At 70.4% G+C, this 24,673-nt stretch carries 20 protein-coding genes; 11 read left to right on the forward strand and 9 right to left on the reverse strand.

Annotation, left to right across the window (positions count from 1 at the left end):
* The first annotated feature begins 151 nt into the window (after positions 1-151).
* The 4 genes from AB0B89_RS10545 (at position 152) to AB0B89_RS10560 (ending at position 4,359) form a co-directional block, all read left to right on the forward strand.
* On the forward strand, positions 152-988 hold the full coding sequence (locus tag AB0B89_RS10545) for a hypothetical protein (protein WP_358550813.1): 837 nt from the start codon (positions 152-154) through the stop codon (positions 986-988).
* Positions 989-1,071: 83 nt separating this feature from the next.
* Entirely contained in the window at positions 1,072-2,295 is a 1,224-nt protein-coding gene (locus AB0B89_RS10550; RefSeq protein ID WP_358550815.1) for a serine/threonine-protein kinase, read from the forward strand.
* Between the two features lie 321 nt (positions 2,296-2,616).
* Positions 2,617-3,396, forward strand: a complete 780-nt coding sequence (locus tag AB0B89_RS10555; RefSeq protein WP_358550817.1) for an electron transfer flavoprotein subunit beta/FixA family protein — start codon at positions 2,617-2,619, stop codon at positions 3,394-3,396.
* Between the two features lie 9 nt (positions 3,397-3,405).
* The gene (locus tag AB0B89_RS10560) at positions 3,406-4,359 is read left to right on the forward strand and encodes an electron transfer flavoprotein subunit alpha/FixB family protein (RefSeq protein WP_358550819.1); all 954 of its coding nucleotides are present in this window, start codon (positions 3,406-3,408) and stop codon (positions 4,357-4,359) included.
* A gap of 109 nt (positions 4,360-4,468) precedes the next feature.
* Here AB0B89_RS10560 and AB0B89_RS10565 read toward each other — a convergent pair whose 3' ends face one another.
* Together AB0B89_RS10565 and AB0B89_RS10570 are read right to left on the reverse strand one after the other, a co-directional pair.
* On the reverse strand, positions 4,469-5,683 hold the full coding sequence (locus tag AB0B89_RS10565; protein ID WP_358550821.1) for an MFS transporter: 1,215 nt from the start codon (positions 5,681-5,683) through the stop codon (positions 4,469-4,471).
* Positions 5,684-6,065: 382 nt separating this feature from the next.
* On the reverse strand, positions 6,066-6,575 hold the full coding sequence (locus AB0B89_RS10570; protein WP_358550823.1) for a TetR/AcrR family transcriptional regulator: 510 nt from the start codon (positions 6,573-6,575) through the stop codon (positions 6,066-6,068).
* Between the two features lie 57 nt (positions 6,576-6,632).
* Between AB0B89_RS10570 and AB0B89_RS10575 the strand changes: the two genes are divergently transcribed.
* The gene (locus AB0B89_RS10575) at positions 6,633-7,793 is read left to right on the forward strand and encodes a cysteine desulfurase family protein (protein ID WP_358550825.1); all 1,161 of its coding nucleotides are present in this window, start codon (positions 6,633-6,635) and stop codon (positions 7,791-7,793) included.
* A gap of 5 nt (positions 7,794-7,798) precedes the next feature.
* On the forward strand, positions 7,799-8,734 hold the full coding sequence (locus AB0B89_RS10580; protein WP_358550827.1) for a MerR family transcriptional regulator: 936 nt from the start codon (positions 7,799-7,801) through the stop codon (positions 8,732-8,734).
* Positions 8,735-9,154: 420 nt separating this feature from the next.
* Here the strand turns inward: AB0B89_RS10580 and AB0B89_RS10585 are convergent, their stop codons facing one another.
* From AB0B89_RS10585 to AB0B89_RS10600, 4 genes are all read right to left on the reverse strand, one after another.
* Positions 9,155-10,549, reverse strand: a complete 1,395-nt coding sequence (locus AB0B89_RS10585; protein WP_358550829.1) for a DUF2079 domain-containing protein — start codon at positions 10,547-10,549, stop codon at positions 9,155-9,157.
* A gap of 1,140 nt (positions 10,550-11,689) precedes the next feature.
* The gene (locus AB0B89_RS10590; RefSeq protein WP_358550831.1) at positions 11,690-12,130 is read right to left on the reverse strand and encodes a transposase family protein; all 441 of its coding nucleotides are present in this window, start codon (positions 12,128-12,130) and stop codon (positions 11,690-11,692) included.
* Positions 12,091-12,402, reverse strand: coding sequence for a hypothetical protein (locus AB0B89_RS10595; RefSeq protein ID WP_358550833.1), 312 nt, complete (start codon positions 12,400-12,402; stop codon positions 12,091-12,093). The genes AB0B89_RS10590 and AB0B89_RS10595 overlap by 40 nt, the downstream gene beginning before the upstream one ends.
* Before the next feature lie 119 nt (positions 12,403-12,521).
* Positions 12,522-13,565 carry a DUF695 domain-containing protein gene (locus tag AB0B89_RS10600; protein ID WP_358550835.1) on the reverse strand — a complete coding sequence of 348 codons (1,044 nt, stop codon included), beginning with the start codon at positions 13,563-13,565 and terminating at the stop codon, positions 12,522-12,524.
* A 223-nt stretch (positions 13,566-13,788) separates the two neighbouring features.
* Between AB0B89_RS10600 and mnmA the strand changes: the two genes are divergently transcribed.
* Positions 13,789-14,859: a tRNA 2-thiouridine(34) synthase MnmA gene (gene mnmA / locus AB0B89_RS10605; protein ID WP_358550837.1), complete on the forward strand. Its 1,071-nt coding sequence runs from the start codon at positions 13,789-13,791 to the stop codon at positions 14,857-14,859.
* A 45-nt stretch (positions 14,860-14,904) separates the two neighbouring features.
* Here the strand turns inward: mnmA and AB0B89_RS10610 are convergent, their stop codons facing one another.
* The 3 genes from AB0B89_RS10610 to AB0B89_RS10620 form a co-directional block, all read right to left on the reverse strand.
* The gene (locus tag AB0B89_RS10610) at positions 14,905-15,540 is read right to left on the reverse strand and encodes an MBL fold metallo-hydrolase (RefSeq protein WP_358550839.1); all 636 of its coding nucleotides are present in this window, start codon (positions 15,538-15,540) and stop codon (positions 14,905-14,907) included.
* A gap of 134 nt (positions 15,541-15,674) precedes the next feature.
* Positions 15,675-15,800 (reverse strand): hypothetical protein, encoded by a 126-nt coding sequence (locus AB0B89_RS10615; RefSeq protein ID WP_358550841.1) that lies wholly within the window; start codon positions 15,798-15,800, stop codon positions 15,675-15,677.
* A gap of 119 nt (positions 15,801-15,919) precedes the next feature.
* On the reverse strand, positions 15,920-18,100 hold the full coding sequence (locus tag AB0B89_RS10620) for a peptidase domain-containing ABC transporter (protein WP_358550843.1): 2,181 nt from the start codon (positions 18,098-18,100) through the stop codon (positions 15,920-15,922).
* Positions 18,101-18,276: 176 nt separating this feature from the next.
* On the opposite strand from AB0B89_RS10620, the gene AB0B89_RS10625 reads away from it, so the two are divergent.
* The 4 genes from AB0B89_RS10625 (at position 18,277) to AB0B89_RS10640 (ending at position 24,648) form a co-directional block, all read left to right on the forward strand.
* Positions 18,277-19,284 (forward strand): methionine synthase, encoded by a 1,008-nt coding sequence (locus AB0B89_RS10625; RefSeq protein WP_358550845.1) that lies wholly within the window; start codon positions 18,277-18,279, stop codon positions 19,282-19,284.
* 142 nt (positions 19,285-19,426) lie between these two features.
* Positions 19,427-19,879, forward strand: coding sequence for a hypothetical protein (locus tag AB0B89_RS10630; protein WP_358550847.1), 453 nt, complete (start codon positions 19,427-19,429; stop codon positions 19,877-19,879).
* A 192-nt stretch (positions 19,880-20,071) separates the two neighbouring features.
* On the forward strand, positions 20,072-22,315 hold the full coding sequence (gene ligA, locus AB0B89_RS10635; protein ID WP_358550849.1) for an NAD-dependent DNA ligase LigA: 2,244 nt from the start codon (positions 20,072-20,074) through the stop codon (positions 22,313-22,315).
* 266 nt (positions 22,316-22,581) lie between these two features.
* Entirely contained in the window at positions 22,582-24,648 is a 2,067-nt protein-coding gene (locus AB0B89_RS10640; protein WP_358550851.1) for an EAL domain-containing protein, read from the forward strand.
* The last annotated feature ends 25 nt before the right edge of the window (positions 24,649-24,673 follow it).

Raw genomic sequence — 24,673 nt, forward strand, 5'->3', positions numbered from 1 at the left:
TTGACGGCCCAGGAATGGTAGCCGGGCCCGGTCCAGGTGCTCTCCCACTCGGCCACCGGGCGGCCCGGGGTTCGCGCCCCCTCCGGCCTACCCGCCCGCGCCGTACGGGCATCCCGGGCAGCACGCCCCGGCGCCCTACGTGGACCAGCGGGTGGCGGGCTATCCTCCGCCGCCGCCCATGGGGCCCGCCACCCGGGGCGTCGCGCCCCCGCCGACCAACGCCCGCCCGCACCTCCCCGACCAGGGGCGCGGCCCGTACGCGCCAGAGCAGGGCCGGGGGCCGTACGCGGCCGAGCAGGAGCGAAGGCGCGAGCCCGACCGCCCGCGCTACCGCACCGGGCACCCGCTCCTCGCGGCCCTGATGCTGGTCGTCGCGCGCGCGAGCGCGCGCATGCTCCCCGTGCTGGTCGGCGTCCTCATGGTCGTCGTGGCCCTGTGCCTGCGCGTCGGCGAGTACCTCTGGAGCGACCTGGCCGAGCGCCGCTCGGTCCGGGGGAACAGCGCGAGCGATCCGCTGCTCGCCGTGCTCGGCACGCCGTGGGCGTTGATCAAGGCCGCTCTCATGACGGTCGTGGTCACGCCGCTGGCGGGGATGTTCGGCCTGTGCGTGTGGGGCGCGCTGTACTTCCTCGGCGGGATGACCACCGACGCCGCCGCCTCGTGGGCGGCCTCGGCGTTCGTCGGGGGGCTGTTCCTGCTGCCGGGTGGCGGGCCGCCGCGCAAGGCCGTGGCCCGCACGCTCACCGCCGTGATCCGCAGCCCGGGTGCGGGGATGGTGGCGACGATCATCGTCGGCACCCTGGCGTTCTTCGCCGTGGTGACCGCGATGTCCGCCGTTCCCTCCTGGATCCCCTGGCAGGCGCCGTCGAAGGCGATCAGCGCTCTGAGCGACCACGCCAGGAGCAGCGCCATGGGTCTCATCGGCGGCCTGGTCAAGGACCTCATGAACAACCTCGGCCTCGGATTCCTCGCCTTCTGGAGTAAATGACCTGGTCATCGTTTCCTCGATCGCGACTTTGGAAAAAGGTTCGCCGAGGGCGCGATCGCGTAGACGGGGCCGGAAGGAGTGCCATGAGCGTGCCGACGGCTGGTCAGCTCGGGCCCTACCGCCTGCTGTCACGGCTCGGAGCGGGCGGGTTCGGCGAGGTCCACCTGGCGCTCGACCCCGAGGGGCACACGGTCGCGGTCAAGGTCCTGCATCCGCACGTCGCGGCCGACGAGGCGGCGCTCGCCCGGCTGGGCCGCGAGGTCGAGACCATGCGCCGGGTGCGGGGCCCGCACATCGCGGAGGTGCTCGACGCCTCCCTGACCGGCCCCCGGCCCTACCTCGTCACCCGGTACGTCCAGGGCCGGTCCCTGGCGGCGGTGGTCTCCACCGGGGGCCCGCTGCGGGGCGAGGAGCTGGTTCGGCTGGCGCGCGGGCTGGCGGAGGCGCTGGCGTCGATCCACGGAGCCGGCATCGTGCACCGCGACCTGAAACCGGCGAACGTCATCATCGGCGACGGGGAGCCCCACGTCATCGACTTCGGCATCGCGTACGCGCTCGACTCCGCCTCGGTGACCGCCTCGGGCGCCGTGCTCGGCACGCCCGGATACCTCGCGCCCGAGGTGCTGGAGGGCGGGGAGGCGGGTCCCTCGGCCGACGTGTTCTCCTTCGGCGCCACCGTGGCCTACGCCGCCTCGGGACGGCAGCCGTACGGCACCGGGCCGGCGACGGCGGTGGCCTACCGCGTCGTCCACCACGAGCCCGACCTCGATGAGGTGCCCTCGTGGCTGGTGCCGCTGCTGGGCGAGTGCCTGCGGGCCGACCCCGCTGCCCGGCCCACGGCGGCGCAGCTCTGCGCCAGGCTGGGCGTCGTGGCGCCGCAGGTGTCGGTGCCCCCGGCGCGGCGGCCCGTCTCCGGGGTCCGCGAGCCTCCCACCCAGGAGTGGAGGCCGGGCGCGCGGGAGGCCTCCGGTTCCGTCGATGAGGCGCTGGCCCGGCATCGCGAGAAGGTGCGCAAGCGCTGGGTGGTCGGCACGGGCGTCGTCTCCGGGCTGGTCGCCGCCGCCGTGCGGGCGTACGTACCGGAGATGTCCCTGCTGGTCCTCGCGGCGTACGGCATCGGGGTGCTGGTCGACGCGGGGCTGGGCGTCGCGGCCAGAGCGCGGGCGCGCGTGGTGTTCGACCTGGTCGGCGGGGCGGGTACGGTCGGTCTGTACGCCGCGCTGACCGCGCTGTTCAGCCCTTCCACGTTGCTGCTCGCCCTGGCGACGGTGATGGTCGTGCTCGTGATGGTCGCGTTCGCCAGCTGATCCGCCGTGCGCGGAAGCTCTGGAATAAGGTTCGGTAGGGTGGGAAATGAAGGTCGCGAGAGCCGGTACGGCTGCGAGTTTGCCCCTAAGCTACTAGCGGGTAACATAACGGGAGGAAGGGATGGTCCCCGACACGGAGATCGTCCCGGGCCACCCAACGTCACGGCGCCCCAGGGCGCATGACAGTCTGGAGGCGGCTCCCGGTGCCGGTCACCGGGGCAGCCCGCACGACGTGTGCGTACCCCACGTGCACGTGCCGAGGAATCGGCGCCAGCCCAGCGATGTGGTGGCGCCTGTGAAACGGGAGGTCGGCCACCGGCCATGAACATCGTCGTCTGCGTGAAGCAGGTCCCCGACACGGCGACCGAGCGCAAGCTGAGTTCGAAGGACAACACGCTCGACCGTGACGCCGCGGACGGTGTCATCAACGAGCTGTGCGAATACGCCGTCGAAGAGGCGCTGAAGATCAAGGAGGCCCACGGCGGCGAGGTGACCGTCCTCACCATGGGCCCGAGCAAGGCCTCCGACACGATCCGCAAGGCCCTGGCGATGGGCGCCGACAAGGCCGTCCACCTCCTCGACGACGCCCTGCACGGCTCGGACGCGCTGTCCACCTCCTACGCCCTGGCCCAGGCGCTGAAGAAGATCGGTTTCGACCTGGTCATCCTCGGCTCCGAGTCCACCGACGCCCGCACGGGCGTGCTCGCCGCCATGCTGGCCGAGCGCCTCGGCGCGCCGCAGCTCACGCTGGCGAGCAAGGTCGACATCGACGGGTCCGCCATCAAGATCCAGCGGGTCACCGACTACGGCTTCGACAGGGTCGAGGCCACGCTGCCCGCCGTCGTCTCCGTGGTCGAGAAGATCAACGAGCCGCGCTACCCGTCCTTCAAGGGCATCATGGCCGCGAAGAAGAAGCCGGTGGAGACCCTCGGCGTCGCGGACGCGGAGATCGACACCTCCCAGGTCGGCCTGGGCGGCGCCTGGAGCGAGGTGGCGGAGTTCGCCGTCGCCCCGCCGCGCGCGGCCGGCACCATCGTCAAGGACGAGGGCGACGGCGGCTCCAAGGCCGCCGACTTCCTCGCGTCGAAGAAGTTCATCTAAGGGGGACCGATGGCTGAGATTCTGGTTCTCGTCGAGCACGTCGACGGCGCGGTCAAGAAGGTCACCCTGGAGCTGCTGACGCTGGCCCGCTCGCTGGGCGCTCCCTCCGCGGTGTGGGCCGGTCCCGGTTACTCCGCGGACGCCAAGGCCAAGCTGGCCGAGTACGGCGCGGAGAAGGTCTACGTCGCCGACTCCGCCGAGATCACCGACTACGTCGTGGCGCCGAAGGCCGAGCTGCTGGCCCAGCTCGTCTCCTCGGCCTCTCCGGCGGCGGTCCTCGTGGCCGCGACCGCCGAGGGCAAGGAGGTGGCCGGGCGCCTGGCCATCAAGACCGACTCCGGCGTGCTCACCGACGCGGTCGGCCTCGGTGACGGCTTCGTCGCCGAGCAGTCGATCTTCGGCGGCGGCGTCAACGTGAAGTCCAAGGTCGTCAAGGGCACCCCGATCGTCGCGGTCCGCCCGAACTCCACCGCCCCCGAGGCCTCCGCGGGAGCGGCGGCCGAGGAGCAGGTGTCGCTCTCGCTGTCCGACGCGGCCAAGACGGCCAGGGTCGTCGAGCGCGTCGTGCAGGAGAAGGGCGCCCGCCCCGAGCTCGCCGAGGCCGCGATCGTGGTCTCCGGCGGCCGTGGAGTCGGCTCGGCCGAGAACTTCTCGATCATCGAGAGGCTGGCCGACGCGCTCGGCGCCGCCGTCGGCGCCTCGCGCGCCGCGACCGACGCCGGGTGGTACCCCCACCAGTTCCAGGTGGGGCAGACCGGCAAGACGGTGTCGCCGCAGCTCTACATCGCGGCGGGCATCTCCGGGGCCATCCAGCACCGGGCCGGTATGCAGACCGCCAAGACGATCATCGCGATCAACAAGGACCCCGAGGCTCCGATCTTCGAGCTGGCCGACTTCGGCGTCGTGGGCGACCTCAACCAGGTCGTCCCGCAGCTCTCCGAAGAGGTCGACAAGCGCAAGTAACCACCTCGCCCGCCGACGGCGGTCACACGTGGAGAGGGCGGCGCCGCACCCGCGAAGGCGGGGGCGGCGCCGTCCGCTTCCTGGCCGGGCGCCGGTGTGACCGTCGTGGTCACGCGGCCAGCTTCAGGGGCTCCCTGTCCGCGAGCTCGTGGATCTCGGCGCCGTCCGTACGCGTCTCCGTACGCGTCTCCGAGCGGGGCAGGAAGCGCGCGGCCACCGCGATGAGCACGCCCAGCACCACCGCCACACCGAGCGCCACCCGCAGCGTCGCGGCGTGGCTGATGAAGCCGATCACCACGGGCCCGAGGAGCAGGCCCGCGTACCCCATCGCACCGGTCTGGGCGATGGCCGGGCCCGGGTTGCCGGTGGCCGTACCGGCCAGCGAGATCGCCATCGGCGAGACCGTCGCGACGGCGAGGCCGATGAGGATCATCCCGCCGACGGCGACCACCGGGGACGACGTGGTGATCACGAGCGCGAAGGCCGCGGCCGTGGCGAGCCCGGCGGCGATGATCAGGCGGCGGGCGCCGAACCCGGTGCGCAGCCGGTCGCCGGTGAGCCGGGAGACCAGCATGCCCGCCTCGAAGATCGGGTAGCCGAGGGCGGCGACCGCCTCGGGCGCGCCGATGGTGTCACGCAGGAACAGGCCGTTCCAGTCCGCGACGGCGCCCTCGACCATGAAGGCGCCGAACGCGATCGCGCCGAGCAGGTACACCACCGGGGGCATCCGCCGCCTCGTCTCGCCGGATCCGGTCTCGGTGGACACCGGGTCCGGCAGGAAGCCGCGGCTGAGCAGATACGCTCCGGGGGCCGACACCAGGGCGACCGCCGCCAGGTTGGCCGTGAACGACACCCCGGCCGAGATGGCCACGGTGCCGAGCAGGCCGGCCGACATGGCGCCCACGCACCAGCCGGCGTGCATGCCGTTCATCAGCGGGCGGCCGTAGGCGCGCTCCACCGCCGAGCCCTGCGCGTTCATCGCGACGTCCACGGCCCCGAAGAACATGCCGAACAGCCCGGCCGCGACCACCATCCACGGGAACGACGGGGCGAAGGCCACCCCGAGCAGCGATGCCGCGCAGAGCGGAGCCCCGACCCGCAGGACGGAGCGGCTGCCCGCCCGTGCCATCACCCCGCGCATGGACTGCATGGTCACCAGCGCCCCGAGCCCCCACGAGAGGAGCACGACGCCGACCGAGGCCTCGGACAGGCCGAGTTTGTCGGTCAGCGCGGGGATGCGCACGGTGAACGTGCCGCACATGAGGCCGGCGAGGACGAAGGTGAGGATCGCCCGGGAGCGGGCGGTCCTCAGGTCGCGGGTCATCACAGGGTCCTTTCAAGGGTTCTGCACGAGGGCGTAAGGGTGTGTGGATACGTGGGGGGTCTGCCGCTCCTGGCACGCCGTGGTGGCGCGCGACGCCGTCGCTGGTCAGGCGGGGCCGTACCAGGGGCGCGTCCGGGTTGGGGAGGCACGCCTGCCGGGCCGGGGCGCGGCAGGGAACAGCCTGCCCTGCTCAGGCGGACGGGGGGAGTACGGAGCCCGGCCCCCGGGTGAAAGACCGGGACCGGCCGGAGGCGGCCCGGGTCAGGCGGGACCGCGCACGGGGACGGCCCTTCCTGGAACGGCCCGGAAGGGTGAGCGCCAGGGTCAAGGGCTCTTGAGGAGCCTCAGGAGGGTCAAAAGCTCTTGAGAAGCGCCGGGAGGGTCAAGGGCTCGCGAGAAGCGCCAGGAGCCCGCGGTGGAGCTCCTCGTAGTGGGCCTCGCCGTAGAAGCCCGGGTCGTGGGTCACCACATCCCACAACCCCTCGCACGCGAGCCGGACGATCTGCGCCGCCATCGGGTCGGCCTCGGTCTCCATGCCCTCGCGATGCCACCTGGCCATCGCCTCGCGCAGGGGCGCGAGCAGCTCGGGGTCGCCGGCCGCGCCGGTGACCACCGCCCAGCGTCTCAGGCGCCCGCTCTTGATCGCGATGAACGTCGCGGCGAGGTAGGCCCGGGTGTAGGTGCTTTCGTCCTGGGATGCGACTAAGTGGTCGAAGTCGGCGACGAGCCGCTCGATCATGCCCTTGACCAGGGCCTCTTTGGTGTTGAAGTGGTAGAGGAGACCGCCTTTGCTCACGCCGGCGCGCTCGGCCACGGCCGACAGGGTCAGGCACGGGGCCCCCTGATCGGCTAGCAGCCTTTCCGCCGCGTCCAAAAGCTCATCTTTCCTCACATCCGGAACTATACCGTCCAGACGGTACAGTCGCAAACTGGGTACCCTGGGTACGTCATGGCATACCTAGACCACGCGGCGACCACGCCGATGCTCACCGAAGCGATCGAGGCGATGACCGCACAGCTCGTGCGCGTCGGCAACGCCTCGTCCCTCCACGCGGCGGGCCGCCGCACTCGCAGGGTCGTCGAGGAGTCGCGCGAGACCATCGCCGGCGCGCTCGGAGCACGGCCGAGCGAGGTCGTCTTCACCTCCGGCGGCACGGAGGCCGACAACCTCGCCATCAAGGGGCTCTTCTGGGCGCGCCGCCAGGCCGCGGGGGCCGACCGGGTGCTGATCAGCGCCGTCGAGCACCACGCGGCCCTCGATCCCGCCCACTGGCTGGGCGACCGGCAGGGCGCGTCCGTCGAGCTCCTGCCCGTCGACGAGTACGGCCGCGTCCATCCGGACACCCTCCGGGCGGCGATCGAGAGCGATCCCGGGCGCGTCGCCGTGGTCAGCGTCATGTGGGCCAACAACGAGGTCGGCACTGTCCAGCGGATCCCCGAGCTGGCGGCGATCGCCCGCGAGCACGGCATCCCGTTCCACACCGACGCGGTCCAGGCCGTGGGGCAGTTGCCGGTCTCGTTCGCGGAGTCGGGCGTCGAGGCGCTCACCCTGTCCGGGCACAAGCTCGGCGGCCCGATGGGCGTGGGAGCGCTGCTGCTGGCGCGCGGCGTCGACCCGGTCCCGGTGCTCCACGGCGGTGGTCAGGAGCGCGACGTGCGCTCGGGCACCTTGGACGCCCCGGCGATCGCCGGGTTCGCCGCGGCCGTACGGGCGGCGGTGGAGCAGCGGGAGGAGAAGGCGGCCCGGCTGCGGGCCCTGCGCGACGAGCTGATCGCCAGGGTCAGGGAGGCGGTGCCCGACGTGATCCTCAACGGCCATCCCGGCGAGCGCCTTCCCGGCAACGCCCACTTCTCTTTCCCCGGCTGCGAGGGCGACGCGCTGCTGATGCTGCTCGACGCCAAGGGCATCGAGTGCTCCACGGGCTCCGCCTGCTCCGCGGGCGTCGCCCAGCCGTCCCACGTGCTGCTGGCCATGGGGTCCGACGCCGTACGGGCGCGCGGGTCGCTGCGGTTCACCCTCGGCCACACCTCGACCAGGGCCGACGTGGACGAGCTGGTCGAGGTGATCGGCGGCGTCGTCGAACGCGCCCGCCGCGCCGGTCTGACGTAGGCCTCATGGGCCACGGGACGTACACGATCGGGCAGCTCTCCAAGCTCTCCGGGCTGCCGGTGAAGACGATCAGGTTCTACTCCGACGTCGGCGTCCTGCCCGAGCGGTCACGCACCCCGGCCGGCTACCGGATGTACGGCGAGAGCGACCTGGCGAGGCTGGAGCTCGTCCGCGCCCTCCGCGACATCGGCGTCGACCTCGCGACGATCCGCTCCCTGGGCGAGCGCGATCTCCGTCAGGTGCTCGCCCTGCACCTGCGCTCGGTGGAGACCCAGCTCAAGGCCCTGCAGCGCACCCGGGCCGTCCTGCGGGCCACACTCGACCGGGGCGACACCTCAGAGGCCGACCTGCGCAGGCTCAACACCCTCGGCCGCCTCGGGGCCGCCGAGCGCGAGGCGATGATGGACTCGTTCGTGGCCGAGGTCGGAGGCGGGATCCGCGCCCGCGAGCAGTGGCTGACGCGGCTGAGGGAGGCCATGGTGCCCGAGCTGCCCGCCGAGCCGACGATCGAGCAGCTCGACGCGTGGCTGGAGCTGGTCGAGCTGCTCTCCGACGACGACTACCGGGCGAGTCTTCGCCGGCAGAGCACCGGCTTCTGGGAGAAGCGGCAGCGGGCCGGGAAGCCTGACGCGGCGGGCTGGGATGAGGTCAACGAGGCCGTGGTCGAGACCGCGCTCACCGCCCTCGACGAGGGGGTGGAACCCGCATCCGCCGAGGCGGGGCCGATCCTCGACCGGCTGGTGGCCCTGCTCGGCACGATGCACGGCGAGGCCGACACCCCGGAGTTCCGGCGGTCGCTCTCGCGGGGCTACGAGGAGCACGACCCACGTGCCGTACGCCACTGGGAACTGGTGGCCACGATCCAGAACACCCCATGGCCACCCCCACAAACCCGCGCCCACACCTGGATCGCCGAGGCCCTACGCCTCAACCTCCCCTAACCCGTACTTGATGCCGAAGGCATGGTCTGGAGTCGCTCGATCACGAGACGGTGGGGCAACCTCGGTACGCGGCTGCTGCGGCGATCAGGTCGATGAGGAGGTCGGCTGCGACCTAGGCGGTTGGGCAGGGCGTGCAGGTGAGCCCAGGCGAATGGTGGTCCACCGTGAGCGCGGTACCGCGATGGTCATCGGTCATCCGACAGGGAGGATTCGACCAGCGAGCAACGGGTCAGTCTGGAACGCGGCCTGACCAGAATCGGCACCTACGGCAAGCACATCCTGGTCGGTCGGCACGCCAAGGAAAAGCTGCGCCACCTGCTCGCCCTGGCCTGCACCAACCCGGCCGGTTCCCAGATCGCCCACCGCCCGCACGCCTGGTGCGCCACCCGCCACAGCCTGCAGGCGTATATCCCACACCCACTAACCTACCGATACCGGATCAAAGAGGACGACATATCCATCTTGCGAGAAGATTTCATGGTATCCCCGCTGTCGCAGCAGTTCGACGTCCGCAGCCTGGTCTTGGAGCGAATCGAAGTGCGGCTGCTTTTCTTTGAGGTCAGCCAGAATCCATGGGGCACGCTCGGGACGTGCTGCGGTCTTCGCAGCCCAGGCCACGACCTTTGTACGAGCCGACATGTTCGGACCGACGGCACTCGCCGCTTCTACGAGGACGTCGTCCGGAATCTGGCGCATGGCTTCCACAGCCGCTGCGGATCGGGGACCGGCCTTGTACCAGTTCGGCATGAACACGTTTCCGAATGCGAAGAAGGGCACGATACCAACTGCTATGACCGCTGTTACGACGGTCCAAGTCGGGGTGAACCAGTTCAATCGCCGTCCTTGAACGGCCCGGCGAAGCCGCACCGCGCCATCGACGCCGGCGCAGCAGAGGGCCATCACGATCGCGGCGTTGTAGTGGTAGCGCGTCCCCCACCAGCCGGCGGCGCCGGGATCGGTGGCAAGCATGCGTTCGGCCAGCAAGGCGGCGGGCGCCAGGACATAGGGCGACAGCAGTGGAAGGAAAAGGAGAGGAGCAATGAGCAGGAGAAGCGTCCACAATTTGGTGTCCGGGGTGGAAAGAACGCTAAGGATCTCCTGGGGCCGGGTCATGATGCGTGTGACTGCCGCGCCGGGGGTTCTGCCCCACTCGCTGTAGTACCAGTAACGGGCGGGGTCACCACCGAAGGCGGGCATGATCACGTTGCTGGTCAGCCACAGGAACCCCACGCCGGTGGCGATCATCACAGTGCCTGTACGGCGCCATTCGTGGACGAAGAGAAGGCTCACCCCGAGACCGATGACGAAGAGCGCCAGGTCTTCCTTGACCATGAGTAGGGCAACTGCCGCCGCCAGCACGTGCGATCGACGCCGGGCCTGCAGTCTTTCGAACAGAATTGCGGTGATCAGCGGTACGAAGGCGTACTCATGGAAGTGAAAGTTCACTGCCTCGGCGACGGGCCAGGACAAGAGGTAGGCGATACCGAGCAGATATGCGGCTCTTGCGCCGAGTACACGATTGACGTAGGTCCAGAAGGGCACCACTGCGAGGGAGAGAAGGGCAGCCTGCGCCACGATGAGCGTCTCCGGGCCGTTATGGATCCAGTACAGCGGAGCCAGCAACGCGAGGATCGGCGAGAAGTGATCCCCTAGCAGGGAGAATGCCGATCCGAGCTCCTGCCAGTTCCCCTTTACGAACGACAGGGGGGGGCCGAAGTTCGCATACCCTCGTACACCCTGGTCGAAGATGACAAGGTCATAGATTCCTGTCCGGAACGTGTAGAACTTGACTAGCCCGAGCAGTGAATATCCCAAGAAGGCGAATAGGGTAACGGTTCCTACAAGGTAGCCATGGTGGAGACCCGCAGGAGATCGACGCGAAGACATGACGCGGATCATGCCACGATTTCTGGTGTCTGACCGACGTTGTTGAAACAGAGAGGCATGCCAGCCCGACCGGTCACGAAGACAAGCCTGCGCCAATGAGGATGCTTCGAATCCCAAGCACCGACGGATCAACATCACATGATCACGGATAGCCGCCACCCGTCAGATAATCTATCAAAACGTCAACGGCGTAAACGCGGAATTGCTGCATAAAAAGGCGGAGCCTCTGTGATTAATAAATACAGTCCAGTGGCATCCGGTGTGAATTCATGGTTTCCTGGTGGGCGATGCGCGATCATCGTCAAATGGGATCGATCTCGGCCGACGCGGTTCCTGGCAAAGAGTGGAAGCGCCAGGTATCGATGCCCGATACTCACCCTCACCCGGAAGGTTGGGTGCGCCACGGATCAGCGCACCCAACCTTAAGTAAATCAGAACCTGCGCATGGTGTGGGCCGTCGAACTCTTACCAGACGGACAGTAGGCGCTGAGTCCGGTCCGGTCACCGAATGCCTTGGCGCCGGCACTCCAGTACCAGACCGCGTCGGAGCACTTCACACCGACCTGGTACTTCTGCGGGCCTGTGCCGTCGCACCAGCCGGTAGCATATCCGGTACCGCCGCCCTGGTAGTGTTGGATATCGCAGACACCGTTCCAGTCAGCGTTAGCTGCGGGGGCGCTCAAGAGAGCTCCCGCCATGGCGGCCGAGGCCAGTCCTCCGAGCAGAGCTGCGCGCATGCGTATACGCATAGTACCCTTTCTTTTGCATCTACGGATGTTCCGTGGGCGGGGGCGTTCCAGGCTTTCCCGCCCACGGCAATATTCGCTTATCGTTGATCATTCAGCAAGCCTTGTTTTTTTGGCTTAAGACTGCTTACTATCGCAGGCTTGACGGTCAATCTGACTCTCTGTATCGGGAAAACTGCGTTCCGCCCCTTTTTTTGATCCGATGTGAGCTTCGTCGAATTGTCTGCACTCTTAACTAGAAGAACGCTGGGTCTACGAATTCAGGCGGGGATGCTCAGTCTCGGCTGGCGCGGGTAGTTGCGCAGCGTGACATAGACGTTGGTTAGTCATGTCGCGGGAGCCGCACACGCAGCGGGCTTCGAGCTTGATGACCCGGTTGGTTCCTTTGCTCTTGGCGTCGGTGATGCCGGTGAGTAGGAACGTTTTGACCTGTGAAGCCGACGTGCCATCGTCTGCCGTTGGCCGGTATTTGCGGTGATGGGGGCAAGTTTCGAGCGCCGCGCGGGTACAACTGCTCCTGGCAGGTCCAGCGGCGCTTGTGCCACAGCACGGTGATCGGCTCGCCACCCATGCACAGGTTTCTCGGCGAGGTGACCACGCGCTGCTTGACCCGTGCCGATAACACCCCGCAGGTGGGACAGGCTCGCGCGGCCTCATCCTGGGTGAGCACGTGGACCACCCGATGGCCGCCATCACCCGCTCCACCCTGCTGACGGCCAGGCCCTACAGCAGTCGCGAGCGACGTCCGCCGACTCGTAGACATCCCTGACGAGGCGCAGGAGGGAGATTCCAGCGGGATCCCGCTGGAATCCCGCACCTCGTCGGGCGGAGGCTTGCGCCCTCGCCGGAGGCGAGTTCGTACTCGGGCACCAGGTCCAGACCGTCGACGCCGGTGAGACCTTGCCGGTAGGCGTGGGCGAGGCGACGGACGTCGGAGGCGTGCTGGAAGGTGACGTGCCAGGTGTAGAAGCGGCGCCCGATACTCCAGCCGGGCCGCCACCACCAATGGTCTGTCATCTGCTGCTGATCACTCACGCGTTCTCCTCACATTCTCCCGCGTGGGCGGAGTGAAGGGGAGCCTCGGGGGTCGCGCCTTGCTTCTTGGTATCGCGCCCGGGTCGGGTTGGGAAGGAGGGTCGGGGCGTGGGTCAGTTTCAGTTGAGGAAGGGGGAGATGGCGATCCAGCCGGGGTCGGTGGTCACCTCGACGTCGGGTGAGCCTTCCTTCCAGCTCGCGGCCAGGTCGCCGACCCGCGACGCCGCGTCTCCCGAAGGGTCGGCGTAGACGTGGAGCACGCGGGTGCCTTCCGAGCTCACGTGGACGGCGAGCACGGCGGTGCCGTCCAGGCGGTCGAGGCGCTGGGCCAGCCGCTCCTCGAACTCGCGGAGCGCGGCCGACGACGCCCCGGCGGGCAGGCCGTCGTCATCGGCCTCGGTGTACGGAAGCGTGATCGCGATGTGCTGGTCGAGCAGCGGGTAGTCGACCGGGCGAAGGGGATGGCGTGCGGTGGCGATCAGGGGTGCCCCACCGGCCGTCTGGCCCTCCATGAGCGCCCACTGGTCCCGCGGGTACTCGGAGGCGAGGTCGGCGACCACGGCGGGGAGGTGGACGGCGGGCACGGCGTCCAGGGGCTGGAAGGTGGCGGCGACGATGTCGCCCACCCAGCGGGCCACCTCGTCCTCGCCGAGCAGCCAGTCGAGGGCGAGGACGGCCGCCTCGATGCGGGTCTCGTCGACCAGGTCAGGAAATATCGGGTGATAGGCGGTGACGTCGATGCGCGGCGTCCCCTTGGGCACCCGCAGCCCGAGCACCAGCTTGTCGAGCGCGAACTCCCGCCCGCCCACGTCGAGGGTCAGGTCGATGGCGCCCGGGTTGGCCTGCCGGGACGGGTGGAACTCCCACACCGCGTCGGCCGGCGGCGCGGCGAGCGCCCAGCGGTGGGCCAGCGGCCTGAGCTCGGGGTTGCCGGCCGCCGAGACCACCAGGGCCTGCCGCGCGGCGCCGCCGGGCGCGATGTCCCAGACCAGCCCCGGATCGAGGGCGGTGACCGCCGGAACCAGCTCCTCGGCGAGCCCTGGGCCGTCGCCCGCCTCAAGCAGGGCGTCGATCCTCGGCCGGGCCTGCGCCCACCACGCCCAGAAACCGGCGATCGCCTGGACCGGCTCACCCGGCTCGTTCTTACGCCCGAACAGTCGCATGGCACTCGATCCTCCCAGGTGTCCGGCGCCTGTGCCAACGCCGGCCGCCGCGGGGCGCGGAGATCTCCGGTGGCCCGCCGGCATCGCAGGGGCGCGGAGATCTGCGGGTGGCTGTCGGCGTCGCGGGGGGCGGAGATCTGCGGGTGGCCTGTCGGCGTCGCGGGGGCGCGGAGATCTGCCGGACGCCCGCCGGCGTCGCAGGGCGGGTAACCTCGACGGTGTTATGAGTCTTCGTGTGCTTGCCGCCATGTCCGGCGGCGTCGACTCCGCGGTGGCGGCCGCCCGCATCGCCGAGGCCGGCCATGACGTCACGGGCGTCCACCTCGCGCTGTCGTCCAACCCGCAGTCCTACCGCACCGGCGCGCGGGGCTGCTGCACCCTGGAGGACTCCAGGGACGCGCGCCGCGCCGCCGACGTGATCGGCATCCCCTTCTACATCTGGGACATGGCCGAGCGGTTCCACCGCGACGTCGTCGAGGACTTCGTCAACGAATACGCCGCCGGCCGCACTCCCAACCCGTGCCTGCGCTGCAACGAGAAGATCAAGTTCGAGGCGGTGCTCGACCGGGCGCTGGCGCTCGGGTTCGACGCGGTGGCCACCGGCCACCACGCCCGGCTCGAAGACGGCGTGCTGCGCAGGAGCGTCGACCCCGGCAAGGACCAGTCGTACGTCCTCGGGGTCCTCACCCGCGAGCAGCTCTCCCACGCGATCTTCCCGCTGGGCGGCTCCACCAAGGCCGAGGTCCGCGAGGAGGCCTCCGCCCGTGATCTCGCGGTGGCCGACAAGCCCGACAGCCACGACATCTGCTTCATCGCCGACGGCGACACGCGAGGCTTCCTGGCCGAGCGGCTGGGCGCCGAGCAGGGCCCGATCGTCGACGAGGCGGGCACCGTCGTCGGCACCCACGCCGGGGCCTTCGGCTTCACCGTGGGCCAGCGCAAGGGCCTGCGCATCGACCGGCCGACCGCCGACGGCCGCCCGCGCTACGTGCTGTCGATCGAGCCGGTGTCCAACACGGTGACGGTGGGCCCGCGCTCGTCCCTGTCGGTCAGCTCCATCGTGGCCGAGCGCCCGGTCTGGAACGGCCCGCTCGCCGAGCCGTACGAGCCGGTGGCGTGCCACGTGCAGCTCCGGGCGCATGGCGAGGTGTACGGCTGCCGCGCCCAGCTCTCGGGCGGCGTGGTCCACATCGAGCTCGAAAGCCCCGCCACAGGGGTCGCGGCGGGCCAGGCGGCCGTCCTCTACAGCGGGGACGCCGTCATCGGCTCCGCCACCATCGCCACGTCCTCCTGAGGCCCCCTGGGGTTCTTCTGAGGCGCCCGGGTGAGGCGGGTGGGGTCAGCCGCCCAGGACCACGCTCTCGCCGGTCTTGAGGCGGCGGAAGTCGCCTCCCTGCGCCTTGCCCCGGCGGTCGAGGAGGCCGTCGACCAGCATCAGCCCGATGTCGTTGTACAGGCCGTCGTGGATGGAGTAGGCGCGCCTGGGCGCCACCTCCAGCAGGTAGTCGACCATCTCGGAGGCCTTCATCCACGGGCCGCTGGTCGGCGTGAGCAGGGTGCCCACGGGCTGCCCCGGCACGGTGAAGGCGTCTCCCGGGTGGAACACCTCGCCGTCGACCAGGAAGCCGACGTTCTGCACCACGGGCACGTCGAAGGCGATCACCGCGTGGTCCCTGCCGACCACCCCCACCTCGAAGCCCGCCGCCGTGAACGAGTCGCCGTCCCCGATGACGCCGACCTTGGCGCTCAGGCCCTCCAACTGCCTGGCGACGGCCGCGCAGGTCCAGATCGGCACGTCCGGTCCGAGGGAGGCGAGGCGCTTGACCTCCAGGTGGTCGAAATGCTCGTGGGTGATGAGGACGGCGTCCGCCCCGTCGAGCGCGGACTCCTCGGTGAGGCCCCCGGGGTCGATGACCAGGGTGGCCCCGTCCTTCTCCAGTCGCACGCACGCGTGGCCGTGTTTGGTGAGCTTCATCTTCCCATCATGGCCCTCGCCTCGTCCGCTGAGGGACCCGAGGGACCCGAGGGCCTGAAGCGGCGACCTCGCTCCAGGCCCCTTGTGAACGGATAACCGGCTTCCGGGTTCAGGTCCCGGTCACCGGGGTTGCCTCAGACGGAGACGCAGATGCCGGGCGGGTCGATGTAAATGCCGACATCCACCCTGACCTGGCCACCGCTGAGCTTGTCGAGCTCGGTGTCGTCGAGCACCTGCCCGAGCATCTCCGGGTTGTTCACGTTTGGCCCCTCCTTTCGCTGCTTTGGGGAACGCCCCCAACAGCATCTAGATCTACGAGGCCACGCTTGGAATCGGCTTGGATCAGGCTTAACTGCCCCTGGTGACGGCTATCCGAGGGTCAATTCCCCGTCCTGGCCGAGGCGAGGTCCTGGCCCTCGACCAGGGTCACGTACTCCCCGCCGAGGGCCATGAGGTCGTCGTGACGGCCGCGCTCGACGATCCGCCCCTCACGCAGGACGAGGATCATGTCGGCGTCCCTGACCGTGCTGAGCCGGTGGGCGATCACGATCCGCGTCTGCCGCAGCCCGGACAGCCGGGCCTCGATGCCGGCCTCGGTGGCGGTGTCGAGGTGGCTGGTGGCCTCGTCCAGAACCAGCATCCGAGGCTCGGTGAGCAGCGCCCTGGCCAGGGCGAGCCGCTGGCGCTGGCCCCCGGACAGGCCGTGGCCTTCCGACAGCGGCGTCTCGTACCCCAAAGGCAGGTGCGCGATGTCCTCGTCCACGCAGGCCAGCCGGGCGGCGGCCACCACCCGCTCCATCGGGGCGGACGGGTCCCCGAGGGCGATGTTCTCCCTGATCGTCCCGGTGAACAGCGCGGGCTCCTGGGTGACGACCCCGAAACGGCGCCGCAGCGCGGGCATCTCCTCCGCCGCCACGGGCACGCCGTCGTAGCGCACCTCGCCTTCCGCCGGCGTGTACAGCCCGAGCAGGACCCTCGCCAGGGTGCTCTTCCCCGAGCCGGAGCGGCCGACCAAGGCGATCTTCTGGCCCGGCTCCGCCCTCAGGGAGATGTCGCGCAGCGTCCAGGCGCCCCTCGGGTCGTACCGGAAGCCGACTCCGCGCAGCTCGACGTCTCCCCGGAGGTCCGGAGCCCTTCCCGCGCCCGCCTCGTGGCCGGTCACCCCCATCTCACTCTCCGGGTCGCTGTCCAGGATGTCGGCCAGCCGTGCGATCGCCGCTCCGGCGACCTGCAGCCGTTGCAGGGCGCTCATCAGCGAGTTCAGCGGGGTTACGGTGGCGAGCCCGATGGCGTTGAGCGCAAGCAGCGTGCCGAGGGTCATGCTGTGGTCGATCACCCTCCAGGCCCCCACCCAGAGCAGGGCCATGGGCGTGAGGAGATGGATGGCGTTCTGCACGGCCGCCATCCCGCCGATGGCCGTCGTGCTCCGCGCGCCGGCGTTCAGTTGCGCCGTGAGCAGACCGGACCACCGGTCCATCACCCGGGACTCGGCGCTCATGGCCTTGAGCGACTCGATCCCCTTGATGGACTCGATGAGCCGCCCCTGGGCGTCGGCCTGGGTGGCGAGCTGACGCTGCATGAGCGCGGCCGTACGCCGCCTGTTGCCGAACAGCAGCAGCGCGTGCGCGGCCACCGCGGCGAGCAGGCACCCGCCCAGCACGGGATCGCCCACGGTCACGAGCGCTACGTACACCAGGGTGAGCGGTCCGTCCAGCATCGCCGGGAGCACCTGCCCGGTCGCCAGCTCCCGGATCGCCGTGACGCCCTGGATCCGCGTCACCAGATCGCCGGTGCCCCGCTGGGCGAAGAAGCGGTACGGCAGGGCGAACATGTGGCGTACCACTTCCGTGGTCAGGTCGCGGTCGGCCCTGACCTGGAGCGCGGTGAGCATCCGTACGCGCAGGTAACTCAGGAGCAGCTGCGTCGCCGCGGCGACCGCGATGCCGGCGCCGACGAGGGGCAGGAGCCCGGTGCCGCCCGAGGGCAGGATCCGGTCGACGATCACTCCCGATGACAGCGGCAGCACGAGGCCGAGCGCCTGGAGCAGCAGCGAGGCCAGCAGGACCAGGCCGACCAGGCCACGCGAGCGCCGCAGGACGTCGGCGGGCATCCTCCGCCGCCATGGGCGCGTGGGGATGCCGAGCCGCCGGGGGCGGAAACCGGGTCCGGGCGTGGGCACGAGCACGACGCCGTTGAACCCGGCCGCGAACTCGGCGGCCGTCAGCCGCAGGCGGCCCAGCGCCGGGTCGATGATGGTCACGTGGCCGCGCCGGGCCCGCTCGACGACCACGAAGTGCGCGGGATTCCAGTGGGCGATCGCGGGGAGGGTCAGATCGGCGACGCGTTCTGGCGCGATCCTGAGCGCGACCGTGTCCATGTCGTACTCCCTGGACACCGTCACCAGGGCTCTCGCGGTCAACCCGTCGCGCGAGACGCCGGCCCTCTCGGTCACCTCGCGGGTCGTCGTGCGCAGGCCGTAGTGGTCCAGCACCATGGTCAGGCAGGCGGGGCCGCAGTCGGTCAGCATGTTCTGCCGCACGACCCGCATACGGCGGCTCACGTGGTTTCCTCTCGTCGTCGTCACAGGGGTGCCGGTGCCGCCCGCGGTCGGGGCCGATGTCGCCGGTCACGACTACAGATAGGAGGAGGTCCTTGGAATCGGCTTGCGTCGCACTGGCCCGCGCCGCCGCGGTCTCCCGTGCCGTCCGTCCCGAGGCGCTTCTAAGCTTGCGCCTTGTGAGCGAGTTTCCGTGGAACGCGGCGAGTGCCACCGGGGTGGGTTCCCACCCCGGTGATGACCATGTGGAGACGCTGCGCATGGTGTTCGGGGAGCTTCCCGACCTGCCGTACCTCCCGGAGCTGCCTGATCGGGGAGTGGGCGCGGACATGGTCGGGCGTACCGCGTCCCTGCTCGTGGAGCTGCCGGTGGAGGTGCAGCCGTCCGGCTGGCGCTTCACCGACCGTCCCGGACGCGACGTCCGCCGCGCCAGGGACCACCTGAACCGCGACCTGGACGCCCTGGAGGAGGTCACGCAGGGGTACGAGGGGCCGTTCAAGATCCAGGTGTGCGGGCCGTGGACTCTCGCGGGCGCCATCGAGCTGCGCTACGGCGACAAGACGCTCGCCGACCCCGGAGCGGTGCGCGACCTGACCGACTCGCTGGCCGAGGGGCTGGCCGCGCACCTCGCGGCGGTGCGCGCGCGGATACCGGGCGCGCGGGTCGTGGTGCAGGTGGACGAGCCGGGCCTGCCGGGGGTGCTCGCCGGCACCGTGCCGACCGCCTCGGGATTCGGGCGGCTCGCCGCCGTCGAGGCCCATACCGCCTCCGAACGGCTCCGCGCCGTGCTGCCCTCCGATGCCTTCACGATCGTGCACTGCTGCGCGCCCGACGTGCCCTTCGGCGTGCTCCGTGCGGCCGGGTTCGGCGGCCTCTCGCTGGACGCGCGGTTCCTGCGGCGCCGCGACGAGGACCGCCTCGGCGAGGCGATCGAGGCGGGGACGGCGTTCTTCCTCGGCGTCGTCCCGGGCACGGACACGAAGCTCGCGGACGTCGACGTGATCGCCAAGCCGGCCACCGAGCTGTGGCGCAGGCTCGGCTTCGATCCGTCGCGGCTCGCCGAGCAGGTCGTGCTCACGCCGTCGTGCGGGCTCGCCGGAGCCTCTCCGGCGTACGCGCGGGCCGCGCTCGCCCGGTGCCGTGACGCGGCGCGCGTGCTGCGGGACGACCCCGGCGACGCCCGGTGATCGCGGCCATCGCGGTGATCGCGGCGGGGGGATCGCGGCCGGTAGCGGCGGGCGTTCCTGTGCAAGTTCGGTCAAGTTCGCTGCAAGGTCGCTGGTCTATCTCTTGAGGTGGTAACCGACCACGTCTTCAGGAGAGAAAGTCATGCACAGCGGTCTTCGCGTACTGCTCGGGCTCACCACCGCCGCCGCCCTGGGCCTCGGCCTGCCCGCCGCCGCGTCCGCCTCGGCGGGCGCTTCCTCCACGAGCCGGGCGTCCGCCGCCGAATCATGGTCCTGGGGGCCCACCGCCTCGTCCGACCGCAAGGGATGGGCGGGTGGCAAGATCCGTTCGACGAACTCCGGCCTGCGGATCACCGGAGACCTGTACGACGCGGGCGGCGCGCGCACGTGCTCCTGGTTGAAGATCAAGTGGCTCACGGACAAGGGGAAGTACCGCACGGCCACCTTCAGGAACTGCTCCCAGTCGCGGGCCCTCGCGTTCCGCGTGAACGCCGGGTACATGCTGAGCTCCACGGCCAAGGTCTGCCGGGGCACCTCCAAGAAGGTCACCGGCAAGTGCTCGCAGTGGGAGGGCGTCTGGGCACAGGGGGGCTGAGTTCCGGCCGTCCCGTCCCATGAGCGCGGGTACGGCCGAGGTTGACAGCGGCGGTCGTTTTGTACGGAAATGTCGGTGGTGGATGGCATGGTGGAGGTAACGATTCCCCAGGTAGACCGCATTCGCGGAGGCGTGAGCACTCGTCGCTGGCCGTAGCGTTCTCCTTGGGTTCGACCGACGAGGGGAGACGGCATGGCTGCCGAGGTGGAGGGCGTGCCGGTGGACGCACTGGAGCGTCACGCCGAGCTGGCCGAGCTGGCCGACGACGCCAACTGGCGCTACTACGTGCTCGACGCGCCGACGGTGAGCGACGGTGAGTACGACGCGTGGATGCGCGAGCTGCGCGAGCTGGAGGAGGCGCATCCGAGCCTGCGTACGCCCGACTCGCCGACGCAGAAGGTCGGCGCGCCGATCTCCACCGACTTCACGCCCGTGCAGCACCTCCGGCGGCTCGAAAGCCTCGACAACGCCTTCAACGACGCCGACCTCGCGGGCTGGCAGGCCCGCGCCGAGCGGCTCGTCGAGGCCGACCCCGGGCCGTACCTCTGCGAGCTGAAGATCGACGGGCTGGCGATCGCCCTGGTGTACGAGAAGGGCAGGCTGGTCAGGGGCGCCACGCGGGGCGACGGGCGCGTGGGCGACGACGTGACCGCGAACGTGCGCACGATCGCGAACATCCCCCACCGGCTCACCGGTGACGACGTTCCCGACCTGCTGGAGGTCAGGGGCGAGGTCTACCTCTCGGTCGAGGGCTTCGAGAAGCTCAACGAGCAGCTCGTGGCGGCGGGCAAGGCCCCGTTCGCCAACCCCCGCAACTCGGCGGCGGGGTCCCTGCGCCAGAAGGACCCGCGCGTCACCGCCCAGCGCGCGCTCGGCATGATCGCGCACGGCGTCGGCACCTGGGAGGGCTCCCCGCTCCCGGCGACGCAGTCGGGGGTCTACGAGCGGCTGAAGGAGTTCGGGCTGCCGGTCAGCGACCTCTACAAGGTCGTCGGGAGCCTCACGGAGATCGACGAGTTCATCGAGCACTACCGGCAGCGCCGCCACGACACCGCGTACGAGATCGACGGCGTCGTGGTGAAGGTCGACCGCATCGAGCTGCAGCGGCAGCTCGGCTCGACGTCGCGCGCGCCCCGGTGGGCCATCGCGTTCAAGTACCCGCCCGAGGAGGTCAACACCAAGCTCCTCGACATCCAGGTGGGCGTCGGCCGCACGGGGCGCGTGACGCCGTACGGCGTGATGGATCCCGTCGTCGTCGCCGGGTCCACCGTGGAGCGGGCGACCCTCCACAACGCCTCGGAGGTCGCGCGCAAGGGCGTGCTCATCGGCGACACCGTGGTGCTGCGCAAGGCGGGCGACGTGATCCCCGAGATCGTCGGGCCGGTGACCGCCCTGCGCGACGGGAGCGAGCGCGAGTTCGTCATGCCTACCCACTGCCCCGAGTGCGGCACCGAGCTGCGGCGCATGAAGGAGGCCGACGTCGACATCCGCTGCCCCAACGCCCGCTCGTGCCCGGCGCAGCTGCGTGAGCGCATCTTCTTCGCCGCCGGCCGGGGAGCGTTCGACGTCGAGGGCCTCGGCTACGTCGCCGCCACCGCGCTGACGGCCCCGCTGCCTCCGCAGGAGCCGCCGGTCCGCACCGAGGCCGACCTGTTCGACCTGACGATCGACCGGCTGCTGCCGATCAAGTCCGTCGTGCGCGACCAGGACACCGGCCTGCCCAAGACCGATCCCGAGACCGGCGAGCCGAAGGTCGTCACGTTCTTCGCCAACATGAGCGGCGAGCCGAGCAAGAACGCCGAGCACATGATGGAGCAGCTTGAGCTGCGCAAGTCCCAGCCGCTCTGGCGGGTGCTGGTGGCCCTGTCGATCAGGCACGTCGGGCCGACGGCGGCGCAGGCCCTGGCCTCGGCGTTCCTGTCACTCGACCGCGTCTTCGGCTCCTCGGTCGAGGAGCTGGCCGTGGTCGAGGGGGTCGGCCCCACCATCGCCGCGTCCATCCACGAGTGGTACGCCGAGGACTGGCACCGCGAGATCGTCGAGCGCTGGCGCCAGGCCGGGGTGCGCATGGAGGACGAGCCTCCCACCGGGCAGGGCCCGCAGACCCTCGCCGGGCTGACATTGGTGGTCACCGGCACCCTCAAGGGCTTCACCAGGGACGAGGCCGGAGAGGCCATCCAGAGCCGCGGCGGCAAGGTGACGAGCTCGGTCTCCAAGAAGACCGCCTTCGTGGTCGCCGGCGAGAACGCCGGCTCGAAGTACGACAAGGCGCTGAAACTCGGCGTCCCCATCCTCGACGAGGACCGTTTCCAGGTCCTGCTCGACCAGGGACCGGACGCCGTCACCCCGGCAGAGCCCGGGGAAGTGCCCGCCGAGCCCAAGGAGACGCCTACCCCCGAGGCCGGAGAACTCTCCCGTGAGGAGACGCCGGCCTAGCCCGGGAGGACGCTCGCCGGGGCCGGGAGGATTCCTTCCCGGCCCGCGTGATGGGACCCGTCATGGCGCCCATGAGGGCTTGATCCGAACTTTTCCGCCCTAGACGGATATTTCCCGAAAAATTTGTCATCCGTCATCGTCGCTCGTCACGAACAGGAAGAGCTGGAGCGCCGAAATTGCCGGTGACGGAACGTGCCCAACCGGTTTCGCGAAGTGGCCCAGAGGTCGTACCCTCCCATAGTGACCTCTTGGGGGTTTACTTGCCTATGACGGACCCATCCGACACGCGCGACACCGCACCTCGGCCCTTCTCCCCGCTCTGGACCTACCTGACCGGGGTCGTCGCCACCGGGCTCGTGGCGCTGCTCGTCGCCGAGGTCCGGCTCGGTTTCAGCGAGCTGGCCACCCTGGCGCGCACCCCGCTGTTCTGGATGCTCGTGGCCCTGGTCGTGCTGGGAGAGCTACGGCCGATCGTGGTCTCCACCTCGCGCCTGGCCGGGGGCACGGCGACCTCGACGCTGTTCACCTTCGCGGTTCTGCTCTACCACGGTCTGTCCGTCGCGGTGCTGATCCACTCGCTGGCGCTGGTCGTGAGCGGTCTGTCGCACCACAGGGCCTGGCACCGCACGGTGTTCAACGTCGCGCAGGTCTCCCTGGCCTCCACCGCGGCCGGAGTGGTGCTGGCCGCCTTCGGGCACCACCCCCATCCGGCCACGCCCTGGGTGCCCGAGGGCACCGACATCACGGCGGTCGCGCTCGCGGCCGTGGCCTACTTCGCGGTGCGCGGCGTCCTGGTCTGCGGGGCCGTCGCGCTGCACGAGCGCCGGCCGCTGCTCCGGGTGATCCGCACGACGATCGGGCACCAGAGCCTCGTGTACGCGGCCCTCCTCGGGCTGGCCCCGCCGGTCGTGGTCGTCATGAGCCACTCGACCGCGCTGGTCCCCCTGTTCGTCGCCCCGCTCGCCACGATGTACTTCACCGCGTCGCTGTCGGTGCGCCGCGACCACCAGGCCATGCACGACGGGCTGACCTCCCTGCCCAACCGCAAGCTGCTGATCCTTCGTACGGAGGAGGCGCTTGCCGAGGCGCGCGAGGACGTGCGGGTGGGCCTGCTCCTGCTCGACCTCGACCGGTTCAAGGAGGTCAACGACACCCTCGGCCACCCCGTGGGCGACCGGCTGCTGCAGATCGTCGCGCACCGGCTCACCCACAGCGTGCGGCCGGGCGACGTCGTGGCGAGGCTCGGGGGCGACGAGTTCGCCGTGCTCCTGCCGACCGTGCGCGACTCCGTCGCCGCCCGCGAGGTGGCCGCCCGGCTGAGGGCCGCGCTCACCGAGCCCGTACGGCTGGAGGGCATGACCTTCGACCTTGACGCCTCCATCGGCATCGCGCTGTACCCCGACCACGCGCCCGACTTCGAGCTGCTCCTCCAGCGGTCCGACGTCGCGATGTACTTCGCCAAGGAGGGCCGGACCGGGGTCGAGGTCTACCTCGCCGAAAAGGACCGCAACTCGCCCGAGCGGCTCAACCTCCTCGGCGACCTGCGCAGGGCCGTCGGCGGGAGCGAGCTGGAGCTGCACTACCAGCCCAAGATGAGCCTCTCGTCGGGCGAGGTGCAGGGCGTCGAGGCGCTGCTGCGGTGGTGGCATCCCGACCGGGGGCCGGTCTCCCCGGCCGACTTCATCCCGCTCGCCGAACAGTCGTACCTCATGCGCCAGATCACCGAGCACGTGATCGACGCCGCGCTGGAGCAGGCGGCCCGCTGGTGGCACTCGGGGCTCAACGTGCCCGTCTCGGTCAACGTGTCGGCCCGTGACCTGCTCGACTCCGCGCTGCCCGACCAGCTTGAGGCGGGACTCGACCGCCTGCGGCTCCCCGCCGAGGCGATCCAGCTTGAGGTGACCGAGCGCATCCTGATGACCGACCAGGCCTACAGCTCCGACTCGCTGCACGCGCTGGTCGCGCTCGGGATCCCGCTCGCGCTCGACGACTTCGGCACCGGCTACTCCTCGCTGGTCCGACTCCAGCGCCTCCCGGTGCGCGAGGTCAAGATCGACGGGTCGTTCGTCCAGCGGCTCGGGAAGTCGGTGGACGACGAGCGCATCGTCCGCTCGATCGTCGACCTGGTCAGGTCCCTCGGCCTGCGGTCGGTGGCCGAGGGCGTCGAGACCGAGGAGGTGGCCCAGCGCCTTCGCGACATGGGCTGCGACTCGGGCCAGGGATGGCGGTTCGCCGAGCCGATGCCGGCCTCCGAGACGACCGCCTGGCTCCGCGAGCGGCTCAGCTCGCCCTCGTACGACCGCTGCGAGTCCGCCGAGGTCACGACCCTCTAGGGCTTTCGCCCGGCCGGTGCGGGCG

Source organism: Sphaerisporangium sp. NPDC049002, from assembly GCF_040649355.1.
GTDB lineage: Bacteria > Actinomycetota > Actinomycetes > Streptosporangiales > Streptosporangiaceae > Sphaerisporangium.

Bases quoted from the DNA above. Each gene is read 5' to 3' on its own strand.
- AB0B89_RS10550 (WP_358550815.1), top strand. From the start codon at position 1,072: ATGAGCGTGCCGACGGCTGGTCAGCTCGGGCCCTACCGCCTGCTGTCA.
- AB0B89_RS10555 (WP_358550817.1), top strand. From the start codon at position 2,617: ATGAACATCGTCGTCTGCGTGAAGCAGGTCCCCGACACGGCGACCGAG.
- AB0B89_RS10560 (WP_358550819.1), top strand. From the start codon at position 3,406: ATGGCTGAGATTCTGGTTCTCGTCGAGCACGTCGACGGCGCGGTCAAG.
- AB0B89_RS10565 (WP_358550821.1), bottom strand. From the start codon at position 5,683: ATGACCCGCGACCTGAGGACCGCCCGCTCCCGGGCGATCCTCACCTTC.
- AB0B89_RS10575 (WP_358550825.1), top strand. From the start codon at position 6,633: ATGGCATACCTAGACCACGCGGCGACCACGCCGATGCTCACCGAAGCG.
- AB0B89_RS10580 (WP_358550827.1), top strand. From the start codon at position 7,799: ATGGGCCACGGGACGTACACGATCGGGCAGCTCTCCAAGCTCTCCGGG.
- AB0B89_RS10590 (WP_358550831.1), bottom strand. From the start codon at position 12,130: ATGTCTACGAGTCGGCGGACGTCGCTCGCGACTGCTGTAGGGCCTGGC.
- AB0B89_RS10600 (WP_358550835.1), bottom strand. From the start codon at position 13,565: ATGCGACTGTTCGGGCGTAAGAACGAGCCGGGTGAGCCGGTCCAGGCG.
- mnmA (WP_358550837.1), top strand. From the start codon at position 13,789: ATGAGTCTTCGTGTGCTTGCCGCCATGTCCGGCGGCGTCGACTCCGCG.
- AB0B89_RS10610 (WP_358550839.1), bottom strand. From the start codon at position 15,540: ATGAAGCTCACCAAACACGGCCACGCGTGCGTGCGACTGGAGAAGGAC.
- AB0B89_RS10630 (WP_358550847.1), top strand. From the start codon at position 19,427: ATGCACAGCGGTCTTCGCGTACTGCTCGGGCTCACCACCGCCGCCGCC.
- ligA (WP_358550849.1), top strand. From the start codon at position 20,072: ATGGCTGCCGAGGTGGAGGGCGTGCCGGTGGACGCACTGGAGCGTCAC.
- AB0B89_RS10640 (WP_358550851.1), top strand. From the start codon at position 22,582: ATGACGGACCCATCCGACACGCGCGACACCGCACCTCGGCCCTTCTCC.